This window comes from Schaalia sp. 19OD2882, assembly GCF_018986735.1.
Lineage (GTDB): Bacteria > Actinomycetota > Actinomycetes > Actinomycetales > Actinomycetaceae > Pauljensenia.
Genome location: NZ_CP065521.1, coordinates 1054693 through 1077436 on the forward strand (window position 1 = coordinate 1054693; position 22744 = coordinate 1077436).

General features: G+C 68.0%; 20 protein-coding genes and 3 tRNA genes. 12 read left to right on the forward strand and 11 right to left on the reverse strand.

The annotated features are described in order from the left end of the window. Window positions 1–26 precede the first annotated feature (26 nt). Window positions 27–2054, reverse strand: a complete 2028-nt coding sequence (locus tag I6B53_RS04630; protein ID WP_216765072.1) for an alpha-1,4-glucan--maltose-1-phosphate maltosyltransferase — start codon at window positions 2052–2054, stop codon at window positions 27–29. Between the two features lie 135 nt (window positions 2055–2189). On the opposite strand from I6B53_RS04630, the gene I6B53_RS11075 reads away from it, so the two are divergent. Then, the gene (locus tag I6B53_RS11075; protein WP_253953971.1) at window positions 2190–2534 is read left to right on the forward strand and encodes a hypothetical protein; all 345 of its coding nucleotides are present in this window, start codon (window positions 2190–2192) and stop codon (window positions 2532–2534) included. Between the two features lie 64 nt (window positions 2535–2598). Here the strand turns inward: I6B53_RS11075 and I6B53_RS04640 are convergent, their stop codons facing one another. The 3 genes from I6B53_RS04640 to glgX all read right to left on the reverse strand — a co-directional run bounded on the left by I6B53_RS04640 (window position 2599) and on the right by glgX (window position 6933). Next, window positions 2599–3393, reverse strand: coding sequence for a VIT family protein (locus I6B53_RS04640; RefSeq protein WP_216765073.1), 795 nt, complete (start codon window positions 3391–3393; stop codon window positions 2599–2601). Window positions 3394–3491: 98 nt separating this feature from the next. After that, window positions 3492–4592 carry a tryptophan--tRNA ligase gene (gene trpS / locus I6B53_RS04645; RefSeq protein WP_216765074.1) on the reverse strand — a complete coding sequence of 367 codons (1101 nt, stop codon included), beginning with the start codon at window positions 4590–4592 and terminating at the stop codon, window positions 3492–3494. 43 nt (window positions 4593–4635) lie between these two features. Next, window positions 4636–6933, reverse strand: a complete 2298-nt coding sequence (gene glgX, locus I6B53_RS04650; protein ID WP_253953972.1) for a glycogen debranching protein GlgX — start codon at window positions 6931–6933, stop codon at window positions 4636–4638. A gap of 258 nt (window positions 6934–7191) precedes the next feature. Here glgX and I6B53_RS04655 point away from each other — a divergent pair, with 258 nt between their 5' ends. The 7 genes from I6B53_RS04655 to I6B53_RS04685 all read left to right on the forward strand — a co-directional run bounded on the left by I6B53_RS04655 (window position 7192) and on the right by I6B53_RS04685 (window position 12848). After that, window positions 7192–7986 (forward strand): electron transfer flavoprotein subunit beta/FixA family protein, encoded by a 795-nt coding sequence (locus I6B53_RS04655; RefSeq protein ID WP_216765076.1) that lies wholly within the window; start codon window positions 7192–7194, stop codon window positions 7984–7986. Between the two features lies 1 nt (window position 7987). Further along, window positions 7988–8983: an electron transfer flavoprotein subunit alpha/FixB family protein gene (locus tag I6B53_RS04660; RefSeq protein WP_216765077.1), complete on the forward strand. Its 996-nt coding sequence runs from the start codon at window positions 7988–7990 to the stop codon at window positions 8981–8983. Further along, complete coding sequence (locus tag I6B53_RS04665) at window positions 8980–10194, forward strand: cysteine desulfurase family protein (protein WP_216765078.1); 1215 nt, start codon at window positions 8980–8982, stop codon at window positions 10192–10194. Before I6B53_RS04660 ends, I6B53_RS04665 begins: the two co-directional genes overlap by 4 nt. Further along, a complete protein-coding gene (gene mnmA, locus I6B53_RS04670; protein ID WP_216765079.1) occupies window positions 10191–11333 on the forward strand; it encodes a tRNA 2-thiouridine(34) synthase MnmA in 1143 nt (380 codons plus the stop codon). Before I6B53_RS04665 ends, mnmA begins: the two co-directional genes overlap by 4 nt. An 11-nt stretch (window positions 11334–11344) precedes the next feature. Then, window positions 11345–11425: transfer RNA gene (locus I6B53_RS04675), tRNA-Leu, on the forward strand. Between the two features lie 134 nt (window positions 11426–11559). Continuing rightward, window positions 11560–12351, forward strand: a complete 792-nt coding sequence (locus I6B53_RS04680; protein WP_216765080.1) for a formate/nitrite transporter family protein — start codon at window positions 11560–11562, stop codon at window positions 12349–12351. Between the two features lie 23 nt (window positions 12352–12374). Next, on the forward strand, window positions 12375–12848 hold the full coding sequence (locus I6B53_RS04685) for a peroxiredoxin (RefSeq protein WP_216765081.1): 474 nt from the start codon (window positions 12375–12377) through the stop codon (window positions 12846–12848). Between the two features lie 428 nt (window positions 12849–13276). Here I6B53_RS04685 and I6B53_RS04690 read toward each other — a convergent pair. Together I6B53_RS04690 and I6B53_RS04695 are read right to left on the reverse strand one after the other, a co-directional pair. Further along, a tRNA-Lys gene (locus I6B53_RS04690) sits at window positions 13277–13349 on the reverse strand. 34 nt (window positions 13350–13383) lie between these two features. Beyond that, window positions 13384–13459 (reverse strand) — tRNA-Lys (locus I6B53_RS04695). 173 nt (window positions 13460–13632) lie between these two features. Here I6B53_RS04695 and I6B53_RS04700 point away from each other — a divergent pair. Beyond that, window positions 13633–14322, forward strand: coding sequence for a metal-dependent transcriptional regulator (locus I6B53_RS04700; RefSeq protein WP_216765082.1), 690 nt, complete (start codon window positions 13633–13635; stop codon window positions 14320–14322). A 79-nt stretch (window positions 14323–14401) separates the two neighbouring features. Here the strand turns inward: I6B53_RS04700 and I6B53_RS04705 are convergent, their stop codons facing one another. The 3 genes from I6B53_RS04705 to I6B53_RS04715 are packed head-to-tail and all read right to left on the reverse strand — an operon-like array spanning window position 14402 to window position 16006. Next, window positions 14402–15355, reverse strand: coding sequence for a ketopantoate reductase family protein (locus I6B53_RS04705; protein WP_216765083.1), 954 nt, complete (start codon window positions 15353–15355; stop codon window positions 14402–14404). Window positions 15356–15358: 3 nt separating this feature from the next. Continuing rightward, window positions 15359–15805, reverse strand: coding sequence for an HIT family protein (locus I6B53_RS04710; protein ID WP_216765084.1), 447 nt, complete (start codon window positions 15803–15805; stop codon window positions 15359–15361). 54 nt (window positions 15806–15859) lie between these two features. Further along, window positions 15860–16006, reverse strand: coding sequence for a hypothetical protein (locus I6B53_RS04715; RefSeq protein WP_216765085.1), 147 nt, complete (start codon window positions 16004–16006; stop codon window positions 15860–15862). 245 nt (window positions 16007–16251) lie between these two features. Between I6B53_RS04715 and I6B53_RS04720 the strand changes: the two genes are divergently transcribed. From I6B53_RS04720 to I6B53_RS04730, 3 genes are all read left to right on the forward strand, one after another. Further along, window positions 16252–19185 carry a leucine--tRNA ligase gene (locus I6B53_RS04720; RefSeq protein WP_216765086.1) on the forward strand — a complete coding sequence of 978 codons (2934 nt, stop codon included), beginning with the start codon at window positions 16252–16254 and terminating at the stop codon, window positions 19183–19185. A gap of 7 nt (window positions 19186–19192) precedes the next feature. Further along, window positions 19193–20230 carry an Fpg/Nei family DNA glycosylase gene (locus I6B53_RS04725; protein ID WP_216765087.1) on the forward strand — a complete coding sequence of 346 codons (1038 nt, stop codon included), beginning with the start codon at window positions 19193–19195 and terminating at the stop codon, window positions 20228–20230. Between the two features lie 86 nt (window positions 20231–20316). Continuing rightward, entirely contained in the window at window positions 20317–21339 is a 1023-nt protein-coding gene (locus I6B53_RS04730; protein ID WP_216765088.1) for an acyl-CoA thioester hydrolase/BAAT C-terminal domain-containing protein, read from the forward strand. A 59-nt stretch (window positions 21340–21398) separates the two neighbouring features. Here the strand turns inward: I6B53_RS04730 and I6B53_RS04735 are convergent, their stop codons facing one another. Beyond that, window positions 21399–21902 (reverse strand): GNAT family N-acetyltransferase, encoded by a 504-nt coding sequence (locus I6B53_RS04735; protein WP_216765089.1) that lies wholly within the window; start codon window positions 21900–21902, stop codon window positions 21399–21401. Window positions 21903–21999: 97 nt separating this feature from the next. After that, entirely contained in the window at window positions 22000–22602 is a 603-nt protein-coding gene (cysE, locus tag I6B53_RS04740) for a serine O-acetyltransferase (RefSeq protein ID WP_216765090.1), read from the reverse strand. Window positions 22603–22744: the final 142 nt, after the last annotated feature.

The following is a 22744-nucleotide window of genomic DNA, read 5'->3' on the forward strand; positions in this document are numbered from 1 at the left end:
CGTCCACGGTTGAGGACGGGCGGCTGTCAGTCGTACAGGGGCGGCTCGACCGCCAGGACGTGGGCGATGCGCGTCCACGGGGACAGGCTCACCCACGTGTGCGAGGACCACGTGTACTGCTCCCCGTCCAATTCGTCGACGACCCGGATCTGCCCGTTGGCCGACTCGATCCCCAAGGAGGACAGGTCCACGTGCACATGTCCTTCAACAGTGTCGTGCGGGTTCAGGGACAGGACGACGATCACCGTGTCCGCTTGGCCGGTGGGGGACAGGCGCGCGGGCACGTGTTTGGAGAAACAGAGGATCTCCGGGTGGTCGGTGGGGTGGATGCGCAGGTCGTGCAACTGGCGCAGAGCCGGGTGCTTGGAACGCGCATTGTTGAGCAGTGCGAGCAGACGCGGGATACCGGTGGATTCGGCGGCCGCCCAGTCACGAGGACGGTACTGGTACTTCTCGTTGTCGTTCTGCTCCTCGAAGCCCGGGCGGTTGACGTTCTCCACGAATTCGTAGCCGGAGTAGATGCCCCACGTGGGGCTGCCCGTGGCGGCAAGGACCGCGCGCAGGGCGAAGACGGCGGTGCCTCCCGTCCACATCTGCGGCGTGAGGATGTCGTGGGTGGTCGGCCAGAACGCGGGGCGCATGAGGTGGGCGGTCTCATGGCTGACCTCCTGCAGGTAGGCCTCGATCTCGCCCTTGGTGCGCCGCCACGTGAAGTACGTGTAGGACTGGTCGAAGCCGACTGCGCCGAGAGTGCGCATCATGGCGGGGCGCGTGAAGGCCTCGGCCAGGAAGATGACGTCGGGGTGGGTGGAGTGGACATCCGCGATCATCATCTGCCAGAAGGGGATCGGCTTGGTGTGGGGATTGTCCACCCGGAAAAGGGTGACCCCGTGGTCGATCCACACCTGCAGGACCTGCCGCACCGCCCGGTAGATGCCGCGAGGGTCGTTGTCGAAGTTCAGGGGGTAGATGTCCTGGTACTTCTTCGGCGGGTTCTCCGCATAGGCGATCGTCCCGTCCGCCCGGGTGGTGAACCACTCCGGGTGCTCTTGGACCCACGGGTGGTCGGGGGAGCACTGCAGGGCGAGGTCCAGGGCAACCTCCATGCCGAGCCCCTTGGCGGCAGCGACGAAGTCGTCGAAGTCGTCGAAGGTTCCCAGGTCCGGGTGGATGGCGTCATGTCCGCCCTCGGCAGAGCCGATGCCGTAGGGGGAGCCCGGGTCGCCGGGGGCCGCTTCCAGGGCATTGTTGCGCCCCTTGCGGTGGGTGGTGCCGATGGGGTGGATCGGAGTCAGGTAGACGACGTCGAATCCCATGGAGGCGATTCGAGGCAGGTCCTTCGCGGCCTCGGCCAAGGTGCCCGAGACCCACGTCCCGTCCTCGCGCTGGTGGGCACCGGCCGAACGCGGGAAGATCTCGTACCACGATCCGACGAGGGCGCGCTCGCGGGCCACTCGCAGCGGCATCGACGGGGTGCGGTCGAGCAGGTCTCGCAAGGGGTGGGTGCGCATGACCTGACGGACGCGGGAGGAGAGCCCTGCGGACAGGCGCTGCTGGGGCGAGGTCGAGGAGTTGCGCAGGCGGTGGGCGGCGTCCAGGAGGATCTCCCGCTGGGGGGCCGGGGGTGCGGCCTGGGACGTGTTGAGCAGTGCCTTTCCGGAGGCTGCGCGCTCCAGGAGACGTGCTCCTTCTTCGAGCATGAGCTCCACGTCGACCCCCGCGTCGATCTTCACGGTGGCGTCATGGCGCCACGTGGCGTAGGGGTCGGACCACGTGTCCACGCGGAAGCTCCATGCTCCGGGGGTGTCAGCCACCACCCATGCCTCGTGCCGGTCCAGCCCGGGGGCGATGTCCACCATGAGGGTGCGTGAGTGTTCGGTGCCGTCCGGGCGCAGGAGGACCGCCTCTGCCGCCTTGGCGTCGTGGCCTTCTCGGAAGACGGTGGCACGGATCGGGAAAGGTTCGTGCTCGGTGGCCTTGGCGGGAAGGCGACCGCCCTCGACCACGGGGAACAATTCGACGGCAGGGATCCGGGGAAGCAGGTTCTCGCTCACGCGACAAGCCTAAACTGCCGGGCTCGGCGCTGTGGGGCTTGGAAGGGACGAAGACAATGGTCACATTCCGAAGCGCGTATGCTCGCAGGGGTACAGATCCGCCCCATGTCGTCCGACCTCCGGAGGAGGCCCACCGTGTCCCATCCAGGCGCCGCCCCAGACCAATCCGCCTACGGTGCGCCCCAATACGCCGCACCGACCCAGTACGTCCAGCCCGTCGCCGTGCCCGTGGTCGTCGACCAGGAGACGGTCGGCTCATGGATGCTCACGCTCTTCCTCGCCTCATTGCCGATCGTCGGGCCGATCTACGTCCTGATCCTTGCGCTCGGGTCGGGCTCGTCGGTTGCGAAGAAGAGTTGGGCCATTGCCACCATCGTGTGGGGGCTCATCGCCCTTGTCACCTTCGTCGTCCTGTGGCTGATCTTCGGCACGCTCCTGTACACCTTCGTCTCCGAATCCTCGCAGACCTTGAGCTCGTGATCCTCTGCTCGCCTCACGCGGCCCGTGTGCGTCCAGGCCGCTCGAGGGCGTCCTGCAGGCGGTCTCAGACCGTGATGCCGAAGAGGTGCCCGATCACCCAGGTGAGCAGCATTGCGGCGCCGCCGCCGACGACCAGTCGTGTCACGGCACGCAGACGTGGAGCCTGACCCAGGACGGCGCTGGTCCAGCCGGTCAGGGCAAGGGCCACGAGCACTGAGACGACGGTGCCGGGGATGCGCAGTGCGGTGGGCAGGACCAGCATCGTCACCAGCGGCAGCGCCGCACCCAGGAGGAAGGCCAGGAAGGAGGAGGCGGCCGCCGCCCACGGGTTGGTCAGGTCGTCCGGATCCAGGTTGTGTTCGGCGGTGAGGTGGGCCTCCAGGGCGCCGGTGGCGCTCTGTTCCTTGGCGACAAGGGCTGCTGTGGCCGGTTTCAGCCCCTTGGCCTGCCAGATGCCGGCCAAACGGGCCTCCTGCCCCTGCGGGTCATCGGCCAGCGCCTTGCGTTGGGCTGCGACCAGGGTCTCTTCGGTGTCGCGCTGGGTGGACACGGACACGTACTCGCCCACCGACATGGACAGGGCTGCCGAGCAGATGCCGGCGACACCGGCAATGGCCAGGGCCGCAGTGTTGCCCGGATCCACCGCAGCGACACCGACCAGCAGACCTGAGATCGAAACAATGCCGTCATTGGCGCCGAGAACCCCCGCGCGCAGCCAGTTCAGGCGTGAGGCGACGGAGGCGGGACCGTTGTCCCCGCTGCGGGTGGTGCCGGCCTGCGTCCTGCCGGGGGAGGAGTGTGCGAGCCCCGGGCGCAGGGTGGAGGACAGGGCGGTGAAGCCCGCGGTGAGTGCACTCATGGAGGTCACGGTATCCGCATGATTTCGCGATTTCCACGAAGGGCAGCCACCCCTTCTGACCGGTAGGTCAGGCTCGTCGGGGAGGACTTCGGCAAGCCTCAGTACATCATCTGCATGGCGGTGCGAACTTCGGTGAGGGTCTCCTCGGCCTGGGCGTTCGCCCGCTCGTTGCCGCGCGCCAGAACGCCCAACAGGTGACCCGGGTCGGCCTCGAGTTCCGCACGGCGGGCGCGAATCGGCGCGAGCATCGCATTGAGGGACTCGGTGACCAAGGCCTTGAGAGCACCGGCCCCCTTGTCGCCGATCGACTCCGCGATGGCTTGCGGGGCCTCACCGGTGGCCAGGGACGCCAACTGGAGGAGGTTGGCCACCTCCGGGCGCGAGACAGGATCGAAGGTGATGACGCGTTCGGCGTCGGTCTTCGCCTTGCGCAGGACCTTCGCGGTCTCGTCGGCGCTCATGCCCAACTCGATGGTGTTGCCGCGAGACTTCGACATCTTCTGGCCGTCGGTTCCCAACAGCAGGGGGGTCTGCGAGAGCAGCGCGTCCGGGCGCGGGAAGACCGGACGCTCAGGGTCCACACGCCCGTAACGCTTGTCGAAACGCTGGGCGATCAGGCGAGTCTGTTCGACATGGGGCAGCTGGTCCTGTCCCACGGGCACCAGATTCGCCTTGCAGAAGAGGATGTCGGCGGCCTGGTGCACCGGGTAGGTGAGCATGAGGCCGCTCATGGCGCGACCGTCGGTGGCCTCCAACTCGGCCTTGACCGTCGGGTTGCGGTGCAATTCGGATTCGGTGACCAAGGACAGGAAGGGCAGCATGAGCTGGTTGAGCCCGGGGATGGCCGAGTGGTTGAAGATCGTCGTCGTCTCCGGATCCAGGCCCACGGCCAGATAGTCGGCCAGCAGCCCCAGGACGCGTTCGCGGATGGGGCCCACACCGTCGCGGTCGGTGATCACCTGGTAGTCGGCCACGAGGACCCACGTGTCGACCCCTCGCTGCTGGAGGAGCACCCGATTGCGCAGTGTCCCGAAGTAGTGGCCCAAGTGCAGCCGACCCGTGGGGCGGTCCCCGGTCATCACGCGAAAGCGCGAGGGATCCTCGTCGATGGCCATTTCGATCTCGGCACTGCGCCGCATCGAACGCTTCAGGGATGCCTCGTTGGTGGAGTTCGCCAGGATGTCTTCGCTCGTGGTCACCACGAAATCCTACCGCGCGGCGCGGCGCCCTCGTTCCAGGGCCTCAATCCTGCGGGTCCACGACCACGTCGGAGAGCAGGACCATCATCGAGGCGGGTTCGAGGACCAGGGTGGCCCCACAGGTCACCTGCTCCAACCCCAGGGGAAGGGAGTCGACGTCCAAGGAGACGTCGATGCCTCCATCGGCCGGCGAGCCCCAGCACGTGTCCATGACCAGCAGCCAGTCCACCCCGTGCCCCCGCGGCAGAGTGACCTGACGGTCCTGCAGGGTCCCATTGACCAGGACGAGGGCGTCCCTGCCTCCCACGGGCACCCCCGAACGGAGCATCTGGAAGGTCCGGTGCGCCTGGTCGCCCCAGGAGTCGTCGCGCATGCGGTGCCCGTCGGCCTGGTACCACGACAGGTCTTCGATGGTGTCGCCCGGACGCACGCTTCCCGTGGCGAAACTGGAAGGCCGCAGGGCGGGGTGGTTGCGACGCAGGGACAGCAACCAGCGGGTGGTCGCCAACTGGTCGCGCTGGGAAGGGAACAGGTCCCAGTCGATCCACGAGATCGGCCCGTCCTGGCAGTAGGCGTTGTTGTTGCCGAATTGCGTGCGTTGGAACTCGTCACCCGCGGTGATCATGGGCGTGCCGGCGGAGACGAGCATCGTCGTGAGCAGATTGCGCTGGGAGCGCTGACGCATGGGGAACAGGTCCTCGACCAGGCCGGTGGCGTCCAGGACCTCCGCCAGACCTTCGGTGGGGCTGGCGGCGATGGCGCCTTCCAAGCCGTGGTTCCACGAGCGGTTGTCGTCGGTGCCGTCACGGTTGTCCTCGAGGTTGTCGAGGTTGTGCTTGTGGTCGAAGGCCGTCAGGTCCGCCAGAGTGAAACCGTCGTGCGCGGTGACGAAGTTGATCGAGGCGCGGGGGCCCCGCAGGTATCCGGCGCCGTGGCTGAAGACGTCATGGGAGCCGGCCAGTCGGGTCGCCAAGGTGTTCGGCCCTTGGGCGCCGAAGCCCTTGGACAGTGAGGCGACGTCGGAGAGCCAGAAGGCGCGGACCGTGCCGCGGTACTGGTCGTTCCACTCGGAGAAGGGGTCGGGGAAGTTTCCGGTCTGCCAGCCGCCCATGCCCACGTCCCAGGGTTCGGCGATCAGCTTGTCCAGGCTCAGCCGGTCGTCGGTGGCCATTGCCAGCAGCAGAGGGTGCAAAGGGGTGTACCCCCAGGCGAAGCGCCCCAAGGTGGCGGCCAGGTCGAAACGGAAACCGTCGATGCCCATGACCGTGGACCAGTAGCGCAAGGAGTCCAGGATGAGCGACATGGTCTGCGGGTGGTCGACGTTGAGCGAGTTCCCGCAGCCCGTCGTGTCGACCTGTTGACGAGGACGATGCGGCGTCTGCCGGTAGTACAGGCTCTGGTCGATGCCGCGGTAACACAGGGTCGGGCCCGTCGCACCGGACTCGCAGGTGTGGTTGTAGACGACGTCCAGAACCACTTCCAGGCCCGCCTCGTGAAGGATGGAGACCATCCCCCGGAACTCGTCGACCACTCCCTGGGCCCCGCGCGCCTGGGCCGCCGCAGAGGCGTACGTGGGTTCAGGGGCGAAGAACCCCAGCGTGGAGTACCCCCAGTAGTTCGTCAGGCCACGCTCGGTGAGGAAGGATTCGTCGACCTTGGCGTGCACGGGCAGAAGTTCGACGGTGGTCACACCCAGTTCCGTGAGGTGACGGATCGACGCGGGATGGGCAAGCCCGGCGTAGGTGCCCCGCAGCTCTTCCGGCACGCCCGGCATGTTCTTCGTGAAGCCCTTGACGTGCAGCTCGTAGATGACGGTGCGGTCCCACGGGATGCGGGGCTTGGGAGCCTGGTCGAAGTCCGAGTCGACCACGACACTGAGGGGGACGTGACCGGCCGAGTCCAGGCAGGACTTCTCCAAGGGGTACGAGGTCGGGTAGTGGTCCTCGTCCACCCGGTGGGCGTACACGTGCGGGGTCAGGTCGAGGGCGCCGACGATTCCGCGCGCACGAGGATCCAGGAGCAGCTTGTTCGGGTTGTGGAACAGGCCCCCGTCCGGGTCCCACGGGCCGTGGACACGGAAACCGTAGTGCGTGCCCACCCCCAAACCGTCGATGTGTCCGTGCCAGATGCCGGATGCGGGGCCGATGAGGTCCCACCTGTCCTCACGGCCGGTCGTCGGGTCGACGACGCAGAACTGGACGGCCGTGGCGTCTCCGGCCACCAAGGAGATGTCCAGACCGCCCGCCCGGGCGAAGACGCCGATGCGGCGAGGCTGCGGATTCGGTTCCTGTACGCGACGCGACCGTGGGTGCTTGTCGGTGGTCTCGAGCCCGGTAGACACCTTCCAACCCTTCACTCTGTGTGTCCATTGCGCTTCGGTGGCCGACTCCCGGCCTTCAGGTGGCCATGAGCATACCCGAATGGTCAGACGCCTTCGGAAGGTCCCACATGTGGAAGAAGCACGAATTGTCAGATGTGCACCCCTGCCTTGGTCGGGCGTGCACCTCGTTCGGCCCCGTCCCATGCGCCGCCGCCGGGGGAGGGGCACCCCACATGAGCGGAAGGGCAGGTCGAGTGTGCGATGTGGCACCCTTGGACCATGCGAATCGTTGTCTGTGTCAAGCACGTCCCGGACGTCCAGTCCGACCGGCGTTTCGAGGATGGTCGACTGGTGCGCGGCGAGGACGACGTCCTCAACGAACTCGACGAGAACGCCGTCGAAGCCGCCGTGAGCCTGGTCGAGGAACACGGGGGAGAGGTCATCGCCTTGACCATGGGCCCCGCCGACGCCGAGGACGCCCTCATGCGGGCACTCCAGATGGGAGCGGACCGCGGCGTGCTCGTCAGCGACGACCGCCTCGAAGGCGCAGACGCCCTGGGCACCGCCCTCGTCCTGTCGGCGGCGATCACCCGACTCCACGGGGAATCCCCCGTCGACCTCGTCCTGACGGGCATGGCCTCCCTTGACGCCATGACCTCGATGATGCCCTCGGCCTTGGCCTGCCACCTCCACCTGCCCTTCCTGGGCCTCGCACACGAACTCCAGGTAGAGGGCGAAGGCCCGTGGACGGTGACCATCTCGCGCAGCGCCGACGGCTTCGACGACCGACTGCGAGCCACCACCCCCGCCCTCGTGTCGGTCACCGACCAGGTCAACGAGCCGCGCTACCCTGCCTTCGCCGCCATGAAGGCCGCCCGCTCCAAGCCCATGGACGAGTGGGACCTCGACGAGTTGGCCGAGGTCCTGCACGTCGACGACGTCGAGGACGCCTTCACCGCCACCCGTGTGGTCGCCGCCGACGCGAAGGTCCGCGAGGGCGCCGGAACCGTCGTCACCGACTCCGGGGACGCCGGAAAGCAACTGGCCGCCCACCTGCTCGAAGAGGTGCTGTGACATGACGACCATCGACCGCCCCGTCCTGGTCCTCACCGACCACACCGGTGACGCCGTCTCCGGATACACGCTGACCACCCCCAGCGCCCAACTGCTCACCCTTGCGCGGGGTCTGACCAGCGCCGAGGTCATCGCCGTCGCCCTGAACCCGGCACCCGACCTGGACGCCCTGGGCCGCCAGGCGGTGGCTCGCGTGCTCGTGCCGGATCTCGGCGCACACTCGCCCCGCGTCTCGGCCGTCGTCACCGACGCACTGGCCGCCTGCGTGGAGCAGATCCGCCCCGGCGTGGTCCTGTGTGTGGCCAACTACAGGGGCCGCGAAGTCGCCGGACGCCTGGGGGCGCTGCTCGGCTCCGGCGCCGCAGTGGACGTCACCTCCCTCGAAGTCAGCGAGGAGGGCCTCCTGGCCTCCAAATCCGCACTGGCAGGCTCGTGGACCACGTGCCTGCGCATCACGCGCGGCACCCCCGTCATCGCCCTGCGCCCCTCGGTGGTCACCGAGGAGGACGCCCAGGCCCCGACCGTGCCCGAACGGGTGAACATGCCCGTCTCCTTCTCCCGCGAGGCCGAGGGCGTCGAGGTCCTCTCCTCGGCCGAGCAGGTCTCCACGGGCCGGGTGTCCCTGGCCGAAGCACGCACTGTGGTCGTGGGCGGGCGGGGCACCGACGGAGACTTCTCACCCGTCGAAGCCCTGGCCGACGCCCTGGACGGCGCAGTGGGCGCCACCCGCGTGTGCGCCGACGAAGGGTGGGTGCCCCGCTCCATCCAGATCGGACAGACAGGCGTGAGCGTCTCGCCCAACCTGTACGTGGGCCTGGGCGTGTCCGGCGCGATCCACCACACGGTCGGCATGCGCTCGGCGGCACACGTGGTGGCCGTGTGCGACGACCCGGATGCGCCGATCTTCGAGATCTGCGACTTCGGCGTGGTCGGCGACCTCTTCGAGGTGGTCCCCCAGGCGATCGAGGCCCTTGAGCAGGCCCGCGGAGCGCGGTGACCCACTACCTGGACCACGCCGCCACCACGCCCTGTGTGCCTCAGGTGCTCGAGGCGTGGATGCGCACCGCACGTGACCTGGCCGCCCATCCGGGCAACCCGGCCTCTCTGCACGGGGGAGGGCGTCGCGCGCGCCGGCTCCTGGAGGACGCCCGGGCGCAGGTCGCCCAAGCCCTGGGGGCGCAGCGCCCCGAGGTGGTCTTCACCTCCGGTGCCACTGAGGCCGACGCCCTGGCGGTCGTCGGGGGCGCGAGGGGCGTGCGCTCACGCGAGCCCCATCGGCGTCAGGTGCTGCTCGGTGGGGCCGACCACGACGCCGTCCTCGAACAGGCTGAGGTGCTTTCCCGAGACGGGATGGAGGTGCGCATCCTGGAACTCGACCGGGACGGGCGCATCCAGGTGGAAATGCTCCGCAGCTCGCACGCCCTTGCACTGGTCTCGGTCGGCATGGTCTCCTCCGAACTCGGAACCCTCCAGGACGTGGGCGACATCCTGCGCTCGGCCCGCACCCACCACCCCGGCGCCCTCGTCCACACGGACGCCGCACAGGCAATCCCCGTTCTGCCGGTCGACTTCCACACCCTGGGAGTGGACATGCTGAGCGTGGGTGGCCACAAGGTCGGTGCCCCCGTTGGCACCGGCGCACTGCTCGTGCGCAGAGGCTGCCCCATTGTCTCCGACCGGCCCGGAGGAGGGCACGAGCGCGGCCTGCGCTCGGGCACCCCGGATGTCGCAGGAGCAGTCGCCCTGGCTACCGCCCTGGACCTCGCCGCGCACGAACGGGAGCGCACCGTCGCACACGCCCGGCACCTGCGTGACCACCTGCTGGCGGGCCTCACCCGGGTGTGCGGTGGCGTGGTGCGTCCCAGCATCTCCCCCAAGGCCTCCTCGCCGGCGATCATCCACCTGAGCCTGCCCACCCGTCACCCCGAGGCCCTGCTCATGGCCCTGGACACCGCCGACGTGCACGTGTCGGCGGGCAGCGCCTGCCATGCGGGCGTCACCCGGCCATCGCAGGTCATGCTGCGCGCCGGACGCAGCCGGGCCGAAGCCCTGGGGGTCCTGCGCGTGTCCACGGGGAAGGGGACCACCACCGGCGACATCGACGCCTTCCTGTCCGCACTGCCCGGCGCACTGGAGGCGGCGCGCGCCCTGGACGCCCTCGACCGCCCGACCGGTTCCGGGCTCACGCGCAAGGGGGGAGAGTCATGAGAGTCCTTGCCGCCCTGTCCGGCGGGGTCGACTCGGCCGTCGCCGCCGCCCTGGCCGTCGAAGCCGGACACGAAGTGGTCGGCGTCCACATGGCACTGTCGACCAGCCCCCAGGAGTGCCGCATCGGCTCACGCGGCTGCTGTTCGGTCGAGGACGCCGGGGACGCCGCACGTGCGGCTGAGCACTTGGGCATCCCCTTCTACGTGTGGGACCTGGCCGAAGAATTCGAACGCACTGTCATCGCGGACTTCGTCGACCAGTACCGCCGCGGTGCCACCCCGAACCCCTGCGTGCGCTGCAACGAGTTCGTCAAATTCCGCGAGCTGGCCCTGCGTGCGCAGGTCCTCGGCTTCGACGCGGTGTGCACGGGCCACTACGCGCGCCTGGTGGCAGGGCCGCACGGCCCCGAACTCCACAGGGGGTGGGACCTGCTGAAGGACCAGTCCTACGTCCTGGCGGTCATGGGAGGCGAGCAACTCTCACGGGTGCTGCTGCCCCTGGGGGAGGCTCCGTCGAAGGCCTGGGTCCGCGCCGAGGCCGCACGGCTGGGCCTCGGGGTCGAGTCGAAGCCCGACTCCTACGACATCTGCTTCATCCCCGACGGCGACACCCGCGGCTTTCTGCGCGCACGCCTGGGAACGGCGCCCGGCGCGGTCGTCACCGATGACGGCACGCAGGTGGGCACCCACCAGGGCTACTGGAACTTCACCGTGGGACAAAGACGCGGCCTCGCCCTGCCAGATCCGGCCCCCGACGGGCGACCCCGCTACGTGCTGCGCACCGACCCGGCGAAGAATGTCGTGGTCGTCGGCCCGGAGGAGATGCTCAGCGTCGACCGGATCGATGCCCGCGAGGTCGTCTGGCTGGCCCCGGACGATGCGGCTGACGAGTGTGCGGACACCGGCTGCGGCCAAGTCCTGGCGCAGGTGCGTGCCCACGGCCGGGCGCTTCCCGTGCGCCGGTTGACGTGGGAGGACGCTCCCTGCAGCGCCGGGGACCAGGGGGCGGCCGCCGGCGGCCTGACGGTCGAGTTGGAAGAGCCCATGCGGGGTGTGGCCACCGGCCAGTCCCTGGTCCTGTACCGCGACAGCCGCGTCCTGGGACAGGCCACCATCACCGGGGCGGGCCGCACCCCCTAGGATGGTGCCGCGCGCGAGTGGCGGAATTGGCAGACGCGCTGGATTTAGGTTCCAGTGTCATTGACGTGTGGGTTCGAGTCCCATCTCGCGCACTCCTTGCTGCGTGACCCCGTCGCTGCGCGACCCCGGCTCGCGGCCGGCCCTCGCCCGGGCGACTGAGGCATGCCTCACGTCGGGTACGCAGGTCCCAGGAATCCGGTGAGGGTCTGCGCCACGATGGGGCACCGTGCTCACGCTGACCCAGAACATCGACGCCCAGTGCGACGCCGCAGCCCACAAGGCCCACGGCTCCGCCTCCATCGCCCGCTACTTCGTTGCCGCCATGATGGCCGGAGCCTTCATCGGACTGGCCGACGTCTTCATGATCACCGCTGCTGTCCCGCTGCGCGTGGCAGGATCGGCGGCAGCCCCCTTGGCCGAGGGCGCCGTCTTCGGCATTGGCCTGATCCTCACCGTCTTCGCAGGTGGTGAGTTGGCGACCTCGGCCATGATGATCCTGCCCGTCGGCCTGCTGGAGCGGCGCATCGGATGGGGACCCGCAGGACGAGCCTTCATCCTGATGGTGCTCGGCAACCTGGCGGGAGCCGCCGTCCTGGCGGCCCTGGTCCTGGGCTCGGGGATCATGGCGCCCGACAGCGTGGGCGGAGAGGCTCTGGCGGTGCTCATTGCCGCCAAGACACACAAGTCGACCATCAACCTGTTCTTCCGGGCGATCCTGTGCAACATCCTCGTGTGCTTGGCGATGTGGTCGGTCACCCGCACCAGCAGCGACGTGGCCAAGATGATCCTCATGGCGTGGTGCATGGCGGCATTCGTGGCATCGGGCATGGAACACGTGGTCGCCAACATGACCACCTTCTGCCTGGGCCTGTTCCACCAGGTCGACCACGCCACCTTGTGGGAGACGGGACGCAATCTGGGCACCGTCCTGGTGGGCAATGTCATCGGCGGCGCCTTCTTCGTCGGCCTCGCCCAGTGGTTCGCCTCACGCACGAAACCGGAGGAGGGCCGGCACTGAGCGCGCATGGGAGGATGAGGGTCATGGGAACACTCATCGAGGGGCAGTCGGCCCCTGACTTCGCGCTCGAATCCACTGCTGGGCGGATTCACCTGTCCGAGGTGCTTGCTGCCGCCGACAAGGGGGTTGTCGTCTACTTCTACCCGAAGGCCTCCACGCCGGGGTGCACGACGGAGGCTTGCGACTTCCGCGACCACCTGAACTCCTTCAAGGCCGCCGGGTACACGGTCATCGGCATCAGCCCGGACGCCATGCCCGCCCTGGAGCGCTTCGTCGAGAACCAGTCCCTGAACTTCCCGCTGGCCTCCGACCCCACTCACGAGGTCATGGAGGCCTGGGGGGCCTGGGGCGAGAAGAAGAACTACGGGCGCACCGTCGTGGGTGTCATCCGTTCCACCGTGGTGCTCGGTGCCGACGGGAGGGTGGTCCTCGCCAAGTACGCCGTCAAGGCCACCGGCCATGTGGCGCGCATCCGCAAGGAACTCGGCATCGACTGACATTGCGGGGCGAGGCCTTCCCGACGTGGTGGCGCACGAAGGTGGGCAGGCAACCGTGAGGCGCGGCCGTCCATGGAGGCGTTCTTGCCGACATCACTGCGTCGTACCGATGTTGCTGCTCTCCTGCCGACGTTGCGACGTCGGCCGCAAGGTCGCTGCGTCGGTGGCCGAGCCACACCGTCGGTAGCAGTTCCGGACAACACCGGGGCTTGTGCCTGACAGCACCATCGGCGAACCATTGCGCACACAATGCATGCCGTCGATGCCTTGAGGTCGCCATGAAAGTGGCCGGATTTCGGGATTCTGGGCAGTCTCCGAGTGGAGAAGCCAGCAGCATTGTGTGCGCAATGCGTGGCGGGGCAGAGGCCCGTGCTCATGATGGCCGGGAGCACGAGTGAAGCCCGGACCGTGCGGTCCGGGCTGGTCTGTGCGCCGTGAGGGAATCGAACCCCCAACCCGCTGATTAAGAGTCAGCTGCTCTGCCAATTGAGCTAACGGCGCGGGACCCTTGCCAGCGCGTGGCGCTGCTTCCGGGTGGTGCGCCGTGAGGGAATCGAACCCCCAACCCGCTGATTAAGAGTCAGCTGCTCTGCCAATTGAGCTAACGGCGCGGTGGTCTGTGACCGAGAGATGACTCTACTCGTACTTTGGCACCGTGTGCAAAACCCGGGCCTGCGGCAATCGCCACACTGCTTGCCGCCCGCCCACCGGTCGACCTTCGACGGCGCTGCAGGCCCCTCGATACAGTGGGTGTGCTCCACAGCGCCCACACCGGGAGGACCCCATGGCCACTGCGACCTCGCCAAGGACGACATCGGCGGTCGCCCAGGACTACCTCAAGTTGCTGTGGGCCCAGGAGGAGGTCGACGGGGCCGGCCTCAGCGTCAACGACCTGGCCCGCGCCACCGGAGTCGTGGCGTCAACGGCCTCCGAGAACGTCACCCGTCTGGCCGCTCAAGGTCTGCTCAGCCACAAGCCGTACCAGAAGGTGCACCTGACCGACCAAGGGCGTGCGGTTGCAATAGGCATGATCAGGCGCCACAGGCTTCTGGAGACCTACCTTCATGACGCCCTCGGCTTCAACTGGGACGAGATCCACGAAGAGGCCGAGATCCTCGAACACGCCGTCTCGGACCGTCTGCTCGACCGCCTCGACGAGGTCCTGGGACATCCGGCGCGCGACCCTCATGGCGACCCGATTCCTGCCCCGGACGGTGGGAACCGAGGACCGGTGGCGACTCCGCTGGTCGAGGTCGAGGAAGGGGCGTCGGTCCGGGTCGTCCGCGTGAGTGACCGCGACACAGACCTCATCCGTGCACTCCACGAGGCGGGTGTCCGCTTGGACGCCGACTTGGAGGTCCTTCGACACGCCTCCGACGGTCAGATGCGGGTCAGGGTCGGGCCGGATGGCGCGGAAGTGCTCCTGCCCAAGCAGTGGTGCCAAGCGATTCACGTGCTTTGGCCGCAGGAGTGAGTGAGGAGCGAAGCGGTATGTGAACTGCGGCGTCGACGAAGGCGCTCCCGCCGCACAAGGTCCTTGGGACAAGTCGGCGTCAGGGCAGGTCGTGTCCGGCTTCCCGCAAGATGGCGGCCTGTCTGTCGAGGGCCGGTGTCCTGAGGCCCGCCCGTCGTGCGCAGGCATGGATCCGCGCGAATCCGTCGATCCATTCAGGCAGCCCGTGAGTCATGTGGCGCACCACCATGGTCCGCGTGTCCTGCGAAGCCAACATCCCGTGAAGCGCGCGCACGACCAGGGGGCGTGGAAGCAGGAAGAGGGGCGCCGGCCAGACGCGGTGTGCGGGCAGGCCGCGTGAACGGACCACGGTGAGCCCTTCACGGAATGCGTCGACCATTCGGGCCAGTGCGACCCGGTTGCCGACCAGGGCGTCGTAGGACCCGGCTTCCAGGATCGGTGTGGCGGTCAGCGACTGCTGCAAGTGGTGCACGGCCAGCCAGGCACCCATGCGGGCTTCGCGTCTGACCCGCAGCCCGGCCCTCGTCAGGACGAGGGCGACCTGATCGGCCATGTTCTGGGAATCTCGTGTGGGCGGTGCTTCGACGACAGTTCCTTCGGGGAAGACGGTCACATCCACCCGGCCCTCGTCGCGGCCTCCGCCGACCTGCGACGGGAAGCCGATGACGTATTGCTCGCGCCTGAGGTGCGGGGCGAGCGCCGCTTCAAGGTCCCAGTGATTGAGCATGAACACGATGCACACGCCTGGAGGCAGCCGAGCCATGTCGGGGAGCACCTCGGGAAGGTGTTGCTGGTCGACGGTGACCAGGACCACCTCCGGCCACTCGGGGTCCATCCGCGTGACCAGGTGCGGCCGGAAGTGCGTGTCGACGTCTGCGTGGCCGGGGCGTAGGTCGTGCACTGTCAGGGTGACTCCATGGGCCAGTGCCCGGGCCCTGGCCTTGCGCACGAGGAAGCGCACCTCGTTCTGGCGGCAGAGCAGCCACCCGTGCGCCAGGCCGATGGTTCCGGCGCCGATGACGAGGATGCGCATCGGTCAGGACAAGGCAGGGGAGGAGACGCTGGTGGGCACGTGTGACTGGTGGCCCATGGCCAGCAACTGGATGCGCAGGGCCTCCATGGTGGAGTCGAGTTCTTCGGGTGCGGCTTGGCGGCCATGGGCCAGGTTGACGTCCTTCTCCGTGGTCAGCGGAATGACGTGCAGATGCGTATGGGGCACCTCGAAACCGGCAATGACCAGTCCGGAGCGGGACACGTCGAAGGCTGCCTCTTGGGCAAGTCCGATGTGACGGGCCACCTTCATGAGGTGGCTGGCCACGTCGGAGGGGGCGTCGGTCCATTTGGCCCACGGCTCACGGGGGACCACGAGGACGTGGCCGGGTGCCACAGGGGCAATTGTGGCGAAGGCGACGCACACGTCGTCGGCCCACACGAAACGTCCCGGCCACTGGCCGGAGATGATCTTCTCGAAGACTGTGCTCATGGGCTCATTGTCGCAAGACGGCGGAGTCCCGGTGCGTTGACTCGAGGAATCTTCTCATTGGCCCATTCGTCGTTCGAGGACCTCGTCGAGCCGGTCGAGGACGACGGCTTGGGCCAGTGGGAGATTCGAGACCTGGCAGTGCGCATCGCCCTCCTGCCTGGTGAAACGTGGGACGTCGGCGCGTCGGCCTGCGCGCCTCATCTCGGTGGCGAGCTCCCTCGCCCGACGCACGGGTTCAGCGGATTCTCCGGATCCCACGAGGAAGAGCGACGGGCATGTGATCGATGACGGGTCAATGGGACTGGGGCGGTGCTCGCCTGCTCGACAGGCCTGAGAGGCGGCGACGAGGGCGGCCATCGTCACGCGGACCGCTCGACGGGGAAAGGGCTGCGATGGTCTAGGCTCGAACAGGCAAACGACATCGAAATATCAAGGGGGAGCGCTCGATGAGCCAGACTCCGGGAACGGAACCCGCCCACCGCTACACCGCGGAACTTGCCGGGCAGATCGAACTGGCGTGGCAGGACCGGTGGGACGAACTCGGCACTTTCAACGCCGACAACCCCGTGGGTGACCTTGCTGGCCCGCTGGCGCAGCGCACTCCCTTCTTCCTGCTCGACATGTTCCCCTACCCCTCGGGCAAGGGACTGCATGTCGGCCACCCCCTGGGCTACATCGCCACGGACACGGTCGCCCGATTCCACCGCATGAAGGGTGAGAACGTCCTGTACACGATGGGCTACGACGCCTTCGGCCTGCCGGCGGAACAGTACGCGGTCCAGACCGGCCAGCACCCCAGGATCACCACCGAGCAGAACATTGCGAACATGCGTCGCCAGCTGCGACGCATGGGCCTGTCCCACGACCGTCGCCGCTCCTTGGCCACCACCGATGTCGACTACGTGCGGTGGACCCAGTGGATCTTCCTGCAGGTCTTCAACTCGTGGTTCGACCCGCAGGCCACCGCCCCCGACGGCTCCACGGGCGCCGCGCGGCCGGTGGCCGAACTGCGTGAGAAGTTGGAGGCCGGAACCATCGCGGTTCCCGACGGACGCAACTGGGCCGACCTGGACCAGGTCGAACGCGCGAAGGTCGTCGACAGCTTCCGCCTGGCCTACGTCAGCCAGGCCCCCGTCAACTGGTGCCCGGGCCTGGGCACTGTCCTGGCCAATGAGGAAGTCACCTCGGAAGGGCGCTCCGAACGCGGCAACTACCCGGTTTTCAAGCGCAACCTCAGCCAGTGGATGATGCGCATCACCGCCTACGGCCAGCGTCTGGCGAACGACCTGGACACCATCGACTGGCCCGAAAAGGTGCGCGCCATGCAGCGCAACTGGATCGGGCGCTCCGAGGGCGCCAACGTCTTCTTCGACATGCCCGCGGCCAAAGCCGCAGGTGCCACCCCGACCACCCTCGAGGTCTACACCACGCGCCCCGACACACTGTTCGGCGCGACCTTCATGGTCGTGGCCCCCGAGCACCCGATCCTCGGTGGCACCTTCGGCGGGGACGCCACCGACGCCGACTCCCTGACGGTGCCGACTTCCTGGCCGCAGGGCACACGGCAGGCCTGGACCGGTGGACACGCCACTCCGCGCGAGGCCGTTGCCGCCTACCGCGCGCAGGCCGCCGCCAAGTCCGAGACGGAACGCACTGCCGAGGACCGCGTCAAGACCGGCGTCTTCACCGGCTTCTACGGCACCAATCCCACCAACGGCCGCCCGGTGCCGGTCTTCGTCGCCGACTACGTCCTGTGGGGTTACGGCACCGGCGCCATCATGGCAGTGCCCGCCCACGACCAGCGCGACTGGGACTTCGCCCGCGCCTTCGACCTGGAGGTCATCCGCACCATCGGGGCCGCCGCCGACCCCTACGGCCACGACCTGTCCACCTCCGCATACGTCGGCGACGGTGTGGCCGTGGACAGCGCCAATGACGAGATCAGCCTGGACGGCATGTCGAAGGACGAGGCCAAGGCCGCGATGGTCCAGTGGTTGGAGTCCAAGGGCCTGGGACGCGGCACCGTCACCTACCGTCTGCGCGACTGGCTCTTCAGCCGCCAGCGCTACTGGGGAGAGCCGTTCCCGATTCTGTGGGACGAGGACGGCGTGGCCCACCCTGTGCCAGAGGACATGCTGCCGGTCGAATTGCCGGAGATCTCCGACTACTCGCCGCGCACCTTCGATCCCGACGACGCCGACTCCTCGCCCGAGGCGCCGCTGGGCAGGGCCGAGGACTGGGTGAACGTGACCCTGGACCTGGGCGATGGCCCCAAGAAGTACCGCCGCGAGACCAACACCATGCCCCAGTGGGCCGGCTCGTGCTGGTACGAGATGCGCTACACCGACCCCAACAACGACCAGGCGCTGTCGGACGCCCAGAACCTCGCCTACTGGATGGGACCGCGTGAGGGCAAGCCCTCGGGCGGCACCGACCTGTACGTCGGTGGTGTCGAGCACGCGGTCCTGCACCTGCTCTACGCGCGCTTCTGGCAGAAGGTCCTCTTCGACCTGGGGCACGTCCCCGACTCGGAGCCGTACCACACCCTGTTCAACCAGGGGTACGTCCAGGCCTACGCCTACAAGGACGAGCGCGGTCAGTACGTGCCCGCCGACGAGGTCGAGGGCGATGAGGAGTCCGGCTTCACCTGGCAGGGCCAGAGCGTCAGACGCGAGTACGGCAAGATGGGCAAGTCCCTGAAGAACATCGTCACCCCGGACGAGATGTACGAGGCCTACGGGGCGGACGTCTTCCGCGTCTACGAGATGAGCATGGGGCCGCTGGACCTGTCCCGCCCGTGGGAGACCCGCGCAGTCGTCGGCTCGCAGCGTTTCCTGCAGCGCCTGTGGCGCAATGTCGTGGACGAGGAGACCGGCGAACTGGTCGTCTCCGACGCCGACGCCGACCTCAAGACTCGACGCCTGCTTGCCCGCACCATCGCCGATGTCACCGTCGAGTACGAGAACATGCGCGTGAACACGGCGATCGCCAAGCTCATCGTCCTCAACAACCACCTGACAGGCCTGTCGGCGGCTCCGCGCGAGGTCGTGGAGAAGCTGGTGCTCATGGTCAGCCCGGTTGCCCCGCACATCGCCGAGGAGCTGTGGTCGCGTCTGGGCCACGAGGGGTCGCTTGCCCGCGTGCCCTTCCCCGTGGTCGAGGACGAGTCCCTGCTGGTCGAGGAGGCGGTGACGGCGATCGTCCAGGCCAACGGCAAGGTGCGCGCCAAACTGGAGGTCCCGCCCTCGATCAGCGAGGAGGACCTGCGAGCCGCCGCCCTGGAGGCGGCGCCCATCGTGCGTCTGCTGGACGGGCGTGACCCGCTCAAGGTCATCGTCCGTACGCCCTCGCTGGTGAACATCGTCCTGCCGAAGGCCTGAGTCGCCCATGCCGGAAGGTGACGCGATCAGACGCCTGGCGGAGACCTTCGACGAGGTCTTCGTCGGCCACCGCGTCCACGTGAGCTCTCCCCAGGGGCGTTTTGCCTCCTCGGCGGCTCGCCTGGATGGGTGGACGCTGGCGCGCGCCCGCGCCGTGGGCAAGCACATGTTCCTCGGCTTCGTACCCCCGCCGGGCGAGACCTCCGGCGAGGTCGACCACTGGGTGCACATCCACTTGGGCCTGTACGGATGGTGGCGATTCAACGGGGACTCCACGGTCATGGATCTTGGCCACGGGGTTGCCCGCCGCGTGGGCCCCAAGGACACCCACCGTCCGCAGCGCTGGGGGACGGGGCCGCTCAACCCCGCCCCCGAGCATCTCACCGAGTTGCGGGACGAGGGCGGCGGCGACCTCGTCGATGGGCCGGGTGCGGGGGCGCCTGAGTCCGCCGATGTCGACGACCTGTGGGAGGCCCCGGAGCCGATCGGCCAGGTGCGCCTGCGGATCCTGGCCGACCACGCGGTGGCCGACCTTGCCGGGCCGACCAGGTGCGAGCTCATCGGGGACGCCGAACGCGTGGCCGCCGAGGCGAAGCTCGGCCCCGACCCTCTTGCCCCGGGTGCCCGGGAGGACCGGGCGGCCGCAGGGCGTTTCGTCGACGCCGTACGATATCGACGTCGGGCCATCGGGGAGCTGGTCATGGACCAGTCGATCATTGCCGGTGTCGGCAACATCTACCGGGCCGAGGCCCTGTTCCTGGCCGGCATCAGCCCCATGCGCAAGGGGGAGCGGCTCTCGGCGGCGCGCGCCAGGAAATTGTGGGTCCTCATCTGCGACCTCATGAACCGAGGCTTGGCAGCCGGGTACTTGGTGACCATGGATCCCGACGAGGCTCCCGACCCGCCGATCGAGGGTGACGAGGAGGCTTCCCGCTGGTACGTCTACCACCGCACAGGGCGCCCGTGTTTGCGGTGCGGGACTCCCATCGCCGAGAAGCCCATGCAGGCCAGGCGCCTGTTCTGGTGCCCCTCCTGCCAGAGTTGAGTGTGCTGCAGCACTGTGCAGTATCCTCGGCTCGGAGCCGGCGACCAACATTTCTGCACCTGCGAAAAGGAAAAGTGCTATTGCTCATGAAGACAGTCGGAAAGATCATCCTCAGGACGATCATCACCCTGATCGTCCTGGTCCTCGTCCTGGTGGGCGTCATCTTCGGGCTCCGCTGGTACAATGGGTCGAAGTACACGATCACCCAAGCTGCAGCCAATGCGAGGAACGACTCCCAATACCAGACCACCGACGAGATCGTCCGGATCCGCGAGGGCGCCGTGATCGGTTACCGCTTCACGCCGAGGATGCGCCTGCATCCGGGCACCGTGGTCGTCTACGGAGGCTCCGAGGGGTCGCCGAACTACCGCCAGGCCAAAGCCATCCACGAGCAGGGTTACGAGGTCCTGGCCCTGTACTTCTGGGGTCAGGAGGGCCAGCAGCCGAGCTTGGCCAATGTGCCGCTCGACCAGTTCACGGAGGTCGAGAAGTACATTGAGGCCCATGTCGACCACCCACGCCCCATCACGGTCATCGGCTCCTCGAAGGGTGCGGAGTTCGCCGCAGAACTGGCCGCCCACGGATTCGGCGTCGACAACTTGGTGAACTTCGCGCCTGCCGACCACGCATACGGCGGACTCGTCTACGACTACCAAGCATTCCATCCGTCCTTCACCTACCAGGGAAGCCCGGTGCCCTTCGCTTCCTTCGAGAAGCTCGAGCCCGCGGATTCCTCTGAGGTCATGTGGGCGATGCTCACGAACTACCCGCCCTCGTACCGGAAGATGTACGAGGTTGCGGCGAAGAATGCTGCGGCGGACTCGAAGATCGACCTCACTTCTTTCAAGGGTCACGCCCTGTTCTTCGCGGGCGACAAGGATGCCATGTGGCCAGGCGACGTCGCGGCGAAGACCCTTGCCGCGCAATCCGACTCATTCGAAGCACATGTGTTCCCCAATGCGGGTCACATCTTCTCCGAGGACCTCGACAAGTTGGGCACGGGATGGGAGATCTCGTTCGGCGGCACTGCCGAGGGCGGAGCAACGGCTTTCGCAGAGTCGAACAGGATCCTTTACGAGCGTTTGGCCACTTGGCACGGCTCCATGTGAGGCGATGGGCCCGACCAGCTCCGGTCGGGCCCGGCCGTGGTGCCCGGTGGGGCGGGTGCTCAGTCGCCCTTGTCCGGGGACTGCTCGAATCCGAGGACGTCGTAGAGTTTCTCGGCCGCCCCGTGACGTGCGTCAATGCGCAGGGACAGTGAGTCGTGGCCCCACGCGGCGCTGCGGCGGGCGATCTCACCGACCAGGGCCGTGGCAATCCCACGGCGCCGGTACTCCGGGTCCACGACCAGATCGAGGACCACCGGGCAGTCGCCGGGCTCTTCCCACGGCGGTTCGGTGACACACAAAAGGGCGCCGACCAAGGTGCCCTCATGCCATGCCCCGACGAAGGAGTCGTCGCGCGGAGTGCCGAAGACCCCGTCGAAGGTCATGCGCATCTCGTCGGTCGCCTCGATCAGGGATTCCGCGGTCCGTGGGGCTCCATAGGCCTCAACGTGCAGGGCGGCCATGGCGGGGATGTCGTAGCGCGTCAGTGTCGCGACCTCGTAGTCCGCGGGCCGTTCGACATCAGCCAACGCATCCAGTTGGGCTTGCAGTGTTCGCTGTGTCATGACCCAAGTGTAGGCGCGCAGTGAGGCCCGACACGGGACTTCAATGCTCCCGGCGTGCCCCAGGACCTGCAAATATGCAAGAGTCAGGCCGAAGGGCTCAGATCCACAGGGTCGGGTCCTCGAAGGTCGTCGGGTCGATGATGAGGTCCTTGTCCGGGCAGGGCTCGGGACGTTCCTTCATGCGGGCCGGCACGCCGATGGCCACCGCATTGCACGGCAGATCCTTCGTCACCACGGCATTCGCGCCGATTTTCGCTCCGCTGCCCACAGTGATGGGCCCCAGGACCTTGGCTCCGGCTCCGATCATCACGTGGTCGCAGATGGTGGGGTGGCGTTTGCCGGGGGTCATGGACACTCCGCCCAGGGTCACTCCGTGGAAGATGACGACGTCATTGCCGACCTGAGCTGTCTGGCCGATGACGACTCCGGTGGCGTGGTCGATGAAGACGCGTCTGCCGATCTTCGCGCCCGGATGGATGTCCACGCCGGTGAACATCCGTGAGAGGGAGGACAGCACCCGAGCGGGGGTCCCCAGGCCCGTCTGCCACAGGGCGTGGGAGAGCCGGTGGGCCCACAGAGCGTGCACGCCCGGATACGCCAAGGCCACTTCGACGTCGGAGCGTGCGGCGGGGTCGCGTCTGCGCGCGGTGCGCAGGTCCTCGCGAAGGAGGTACAGGGCCTTGCGGGTGTTGGGGGACATCAAGGGCCTTCCGTCTGAGTGAGGGTTCCATTGTCACCCGGCTCGGGGCGGGTGGGTGGCACGTCCCCGGTGGACGGGCGGGTCGGGTCGCCTTGCCGGGGGACGAGGGCGGGGTCGAGCGTCCTGGGACGAGGCCGGGGCG

Bases quoted from the DNA above. Each gene is read 5' to 3' on its own strand.
- I6B53_RS04640 (WP_216765073.1), bottom strand. From the start codon at position 3,393: ATGAGTGCACTCACCGCGGGCTTCACCGCCCTGTCCTCCACCCTGCGC.
- I6B53_RS04655 (WP_216765076.1), top strand. From the start codon at position 7,192: ATGCGAATCGTTGTCTGTGTCAAGCACGTCCCGGACGTCCAGTCCGAC.
- I6B53_RS04660 (WP_216765077.1), top strand. From the start codon at position 7,988: ATGACGACCATCGACCGCCCCGTCCTGGTCCTCACCGACCACACCGGT.
- mnmA (WP_216765079.1), top strand. From the start codon at position 10,191: ATGAGAGTCCTTGCCGCCCTGTCCGGCGGGGTCGACTCGGCCGTCGCC.
- I6B53_RS04685 (WP_216765081.1), top strand. From the start codon at position 12,375: ATGGGAACACTCATCGAGGGGCAGTCGGCCCCTGACTTCGCGCTCGAA.
- I6B53_RS04700 (WP_216765082.1), top strand. From the start codon at position 13,633: ATGGCCACTGCGACCTCGCCAAGGACGACATCGGCGGTCGCCCAGGAC.
- I6B53_RS04705 (WP_216765083.1), bottom strand. From the start codon at position 15,355: ATGCGCATCCTCGTCATCGGCGCCGGAACCATCGGCCTGGCGCACGGG.
- I6B53_RS04710 (WP_216765084.1), bottom strand. From the start codon at position 15,805: ATGAGCACAGTCTTCGAGAAGATCATCTCCGGCCAGTGGCCGGGACGT.
- I6B53_RS04715 (WP_216765085.1), bottom strand. From the start codon at position 16,006: ATGAGGCGCGCAGGCCGACGCGCCGACGTCCCACGTTTCACCAGGCAG.
- I6B53_RS04720 (WP_216765086.1), top strand. From the start codon at position 16,252: ATGAGCCAGACTCCGGGAACGGAACCCGCCCACCGCTACACCGCGGAA.
- I6B53_RS04725 (WP_216765087.1), top strand. From the start codon at position 19,193: ATGCCGGAAGGTGACGCGATCAGACGCCTGGCGGAGACCTTCGACGAG.
- I6B53_RS04730 (WP_216765088.1), top strand. From the start codon at position 20,317: ATGAAGACAGTCGGAAAGATCATCCTCAGGACGATCATCACCCTGATC.
- I6B53_RS04735 (WP_216765089.1), bottom strand. From the start codon at position 21,902: ATGACACAGCGAACACTGCAAGCCCAACTGGATGCGTTGGCTGATGTC.
- cysE (WP_216765090.1), bottom strand. From the start codon at position 22,602: ATGTCCCCCAACACCCGCAAGGCCCTGTACCTCCTTCGCGAGGACCTG.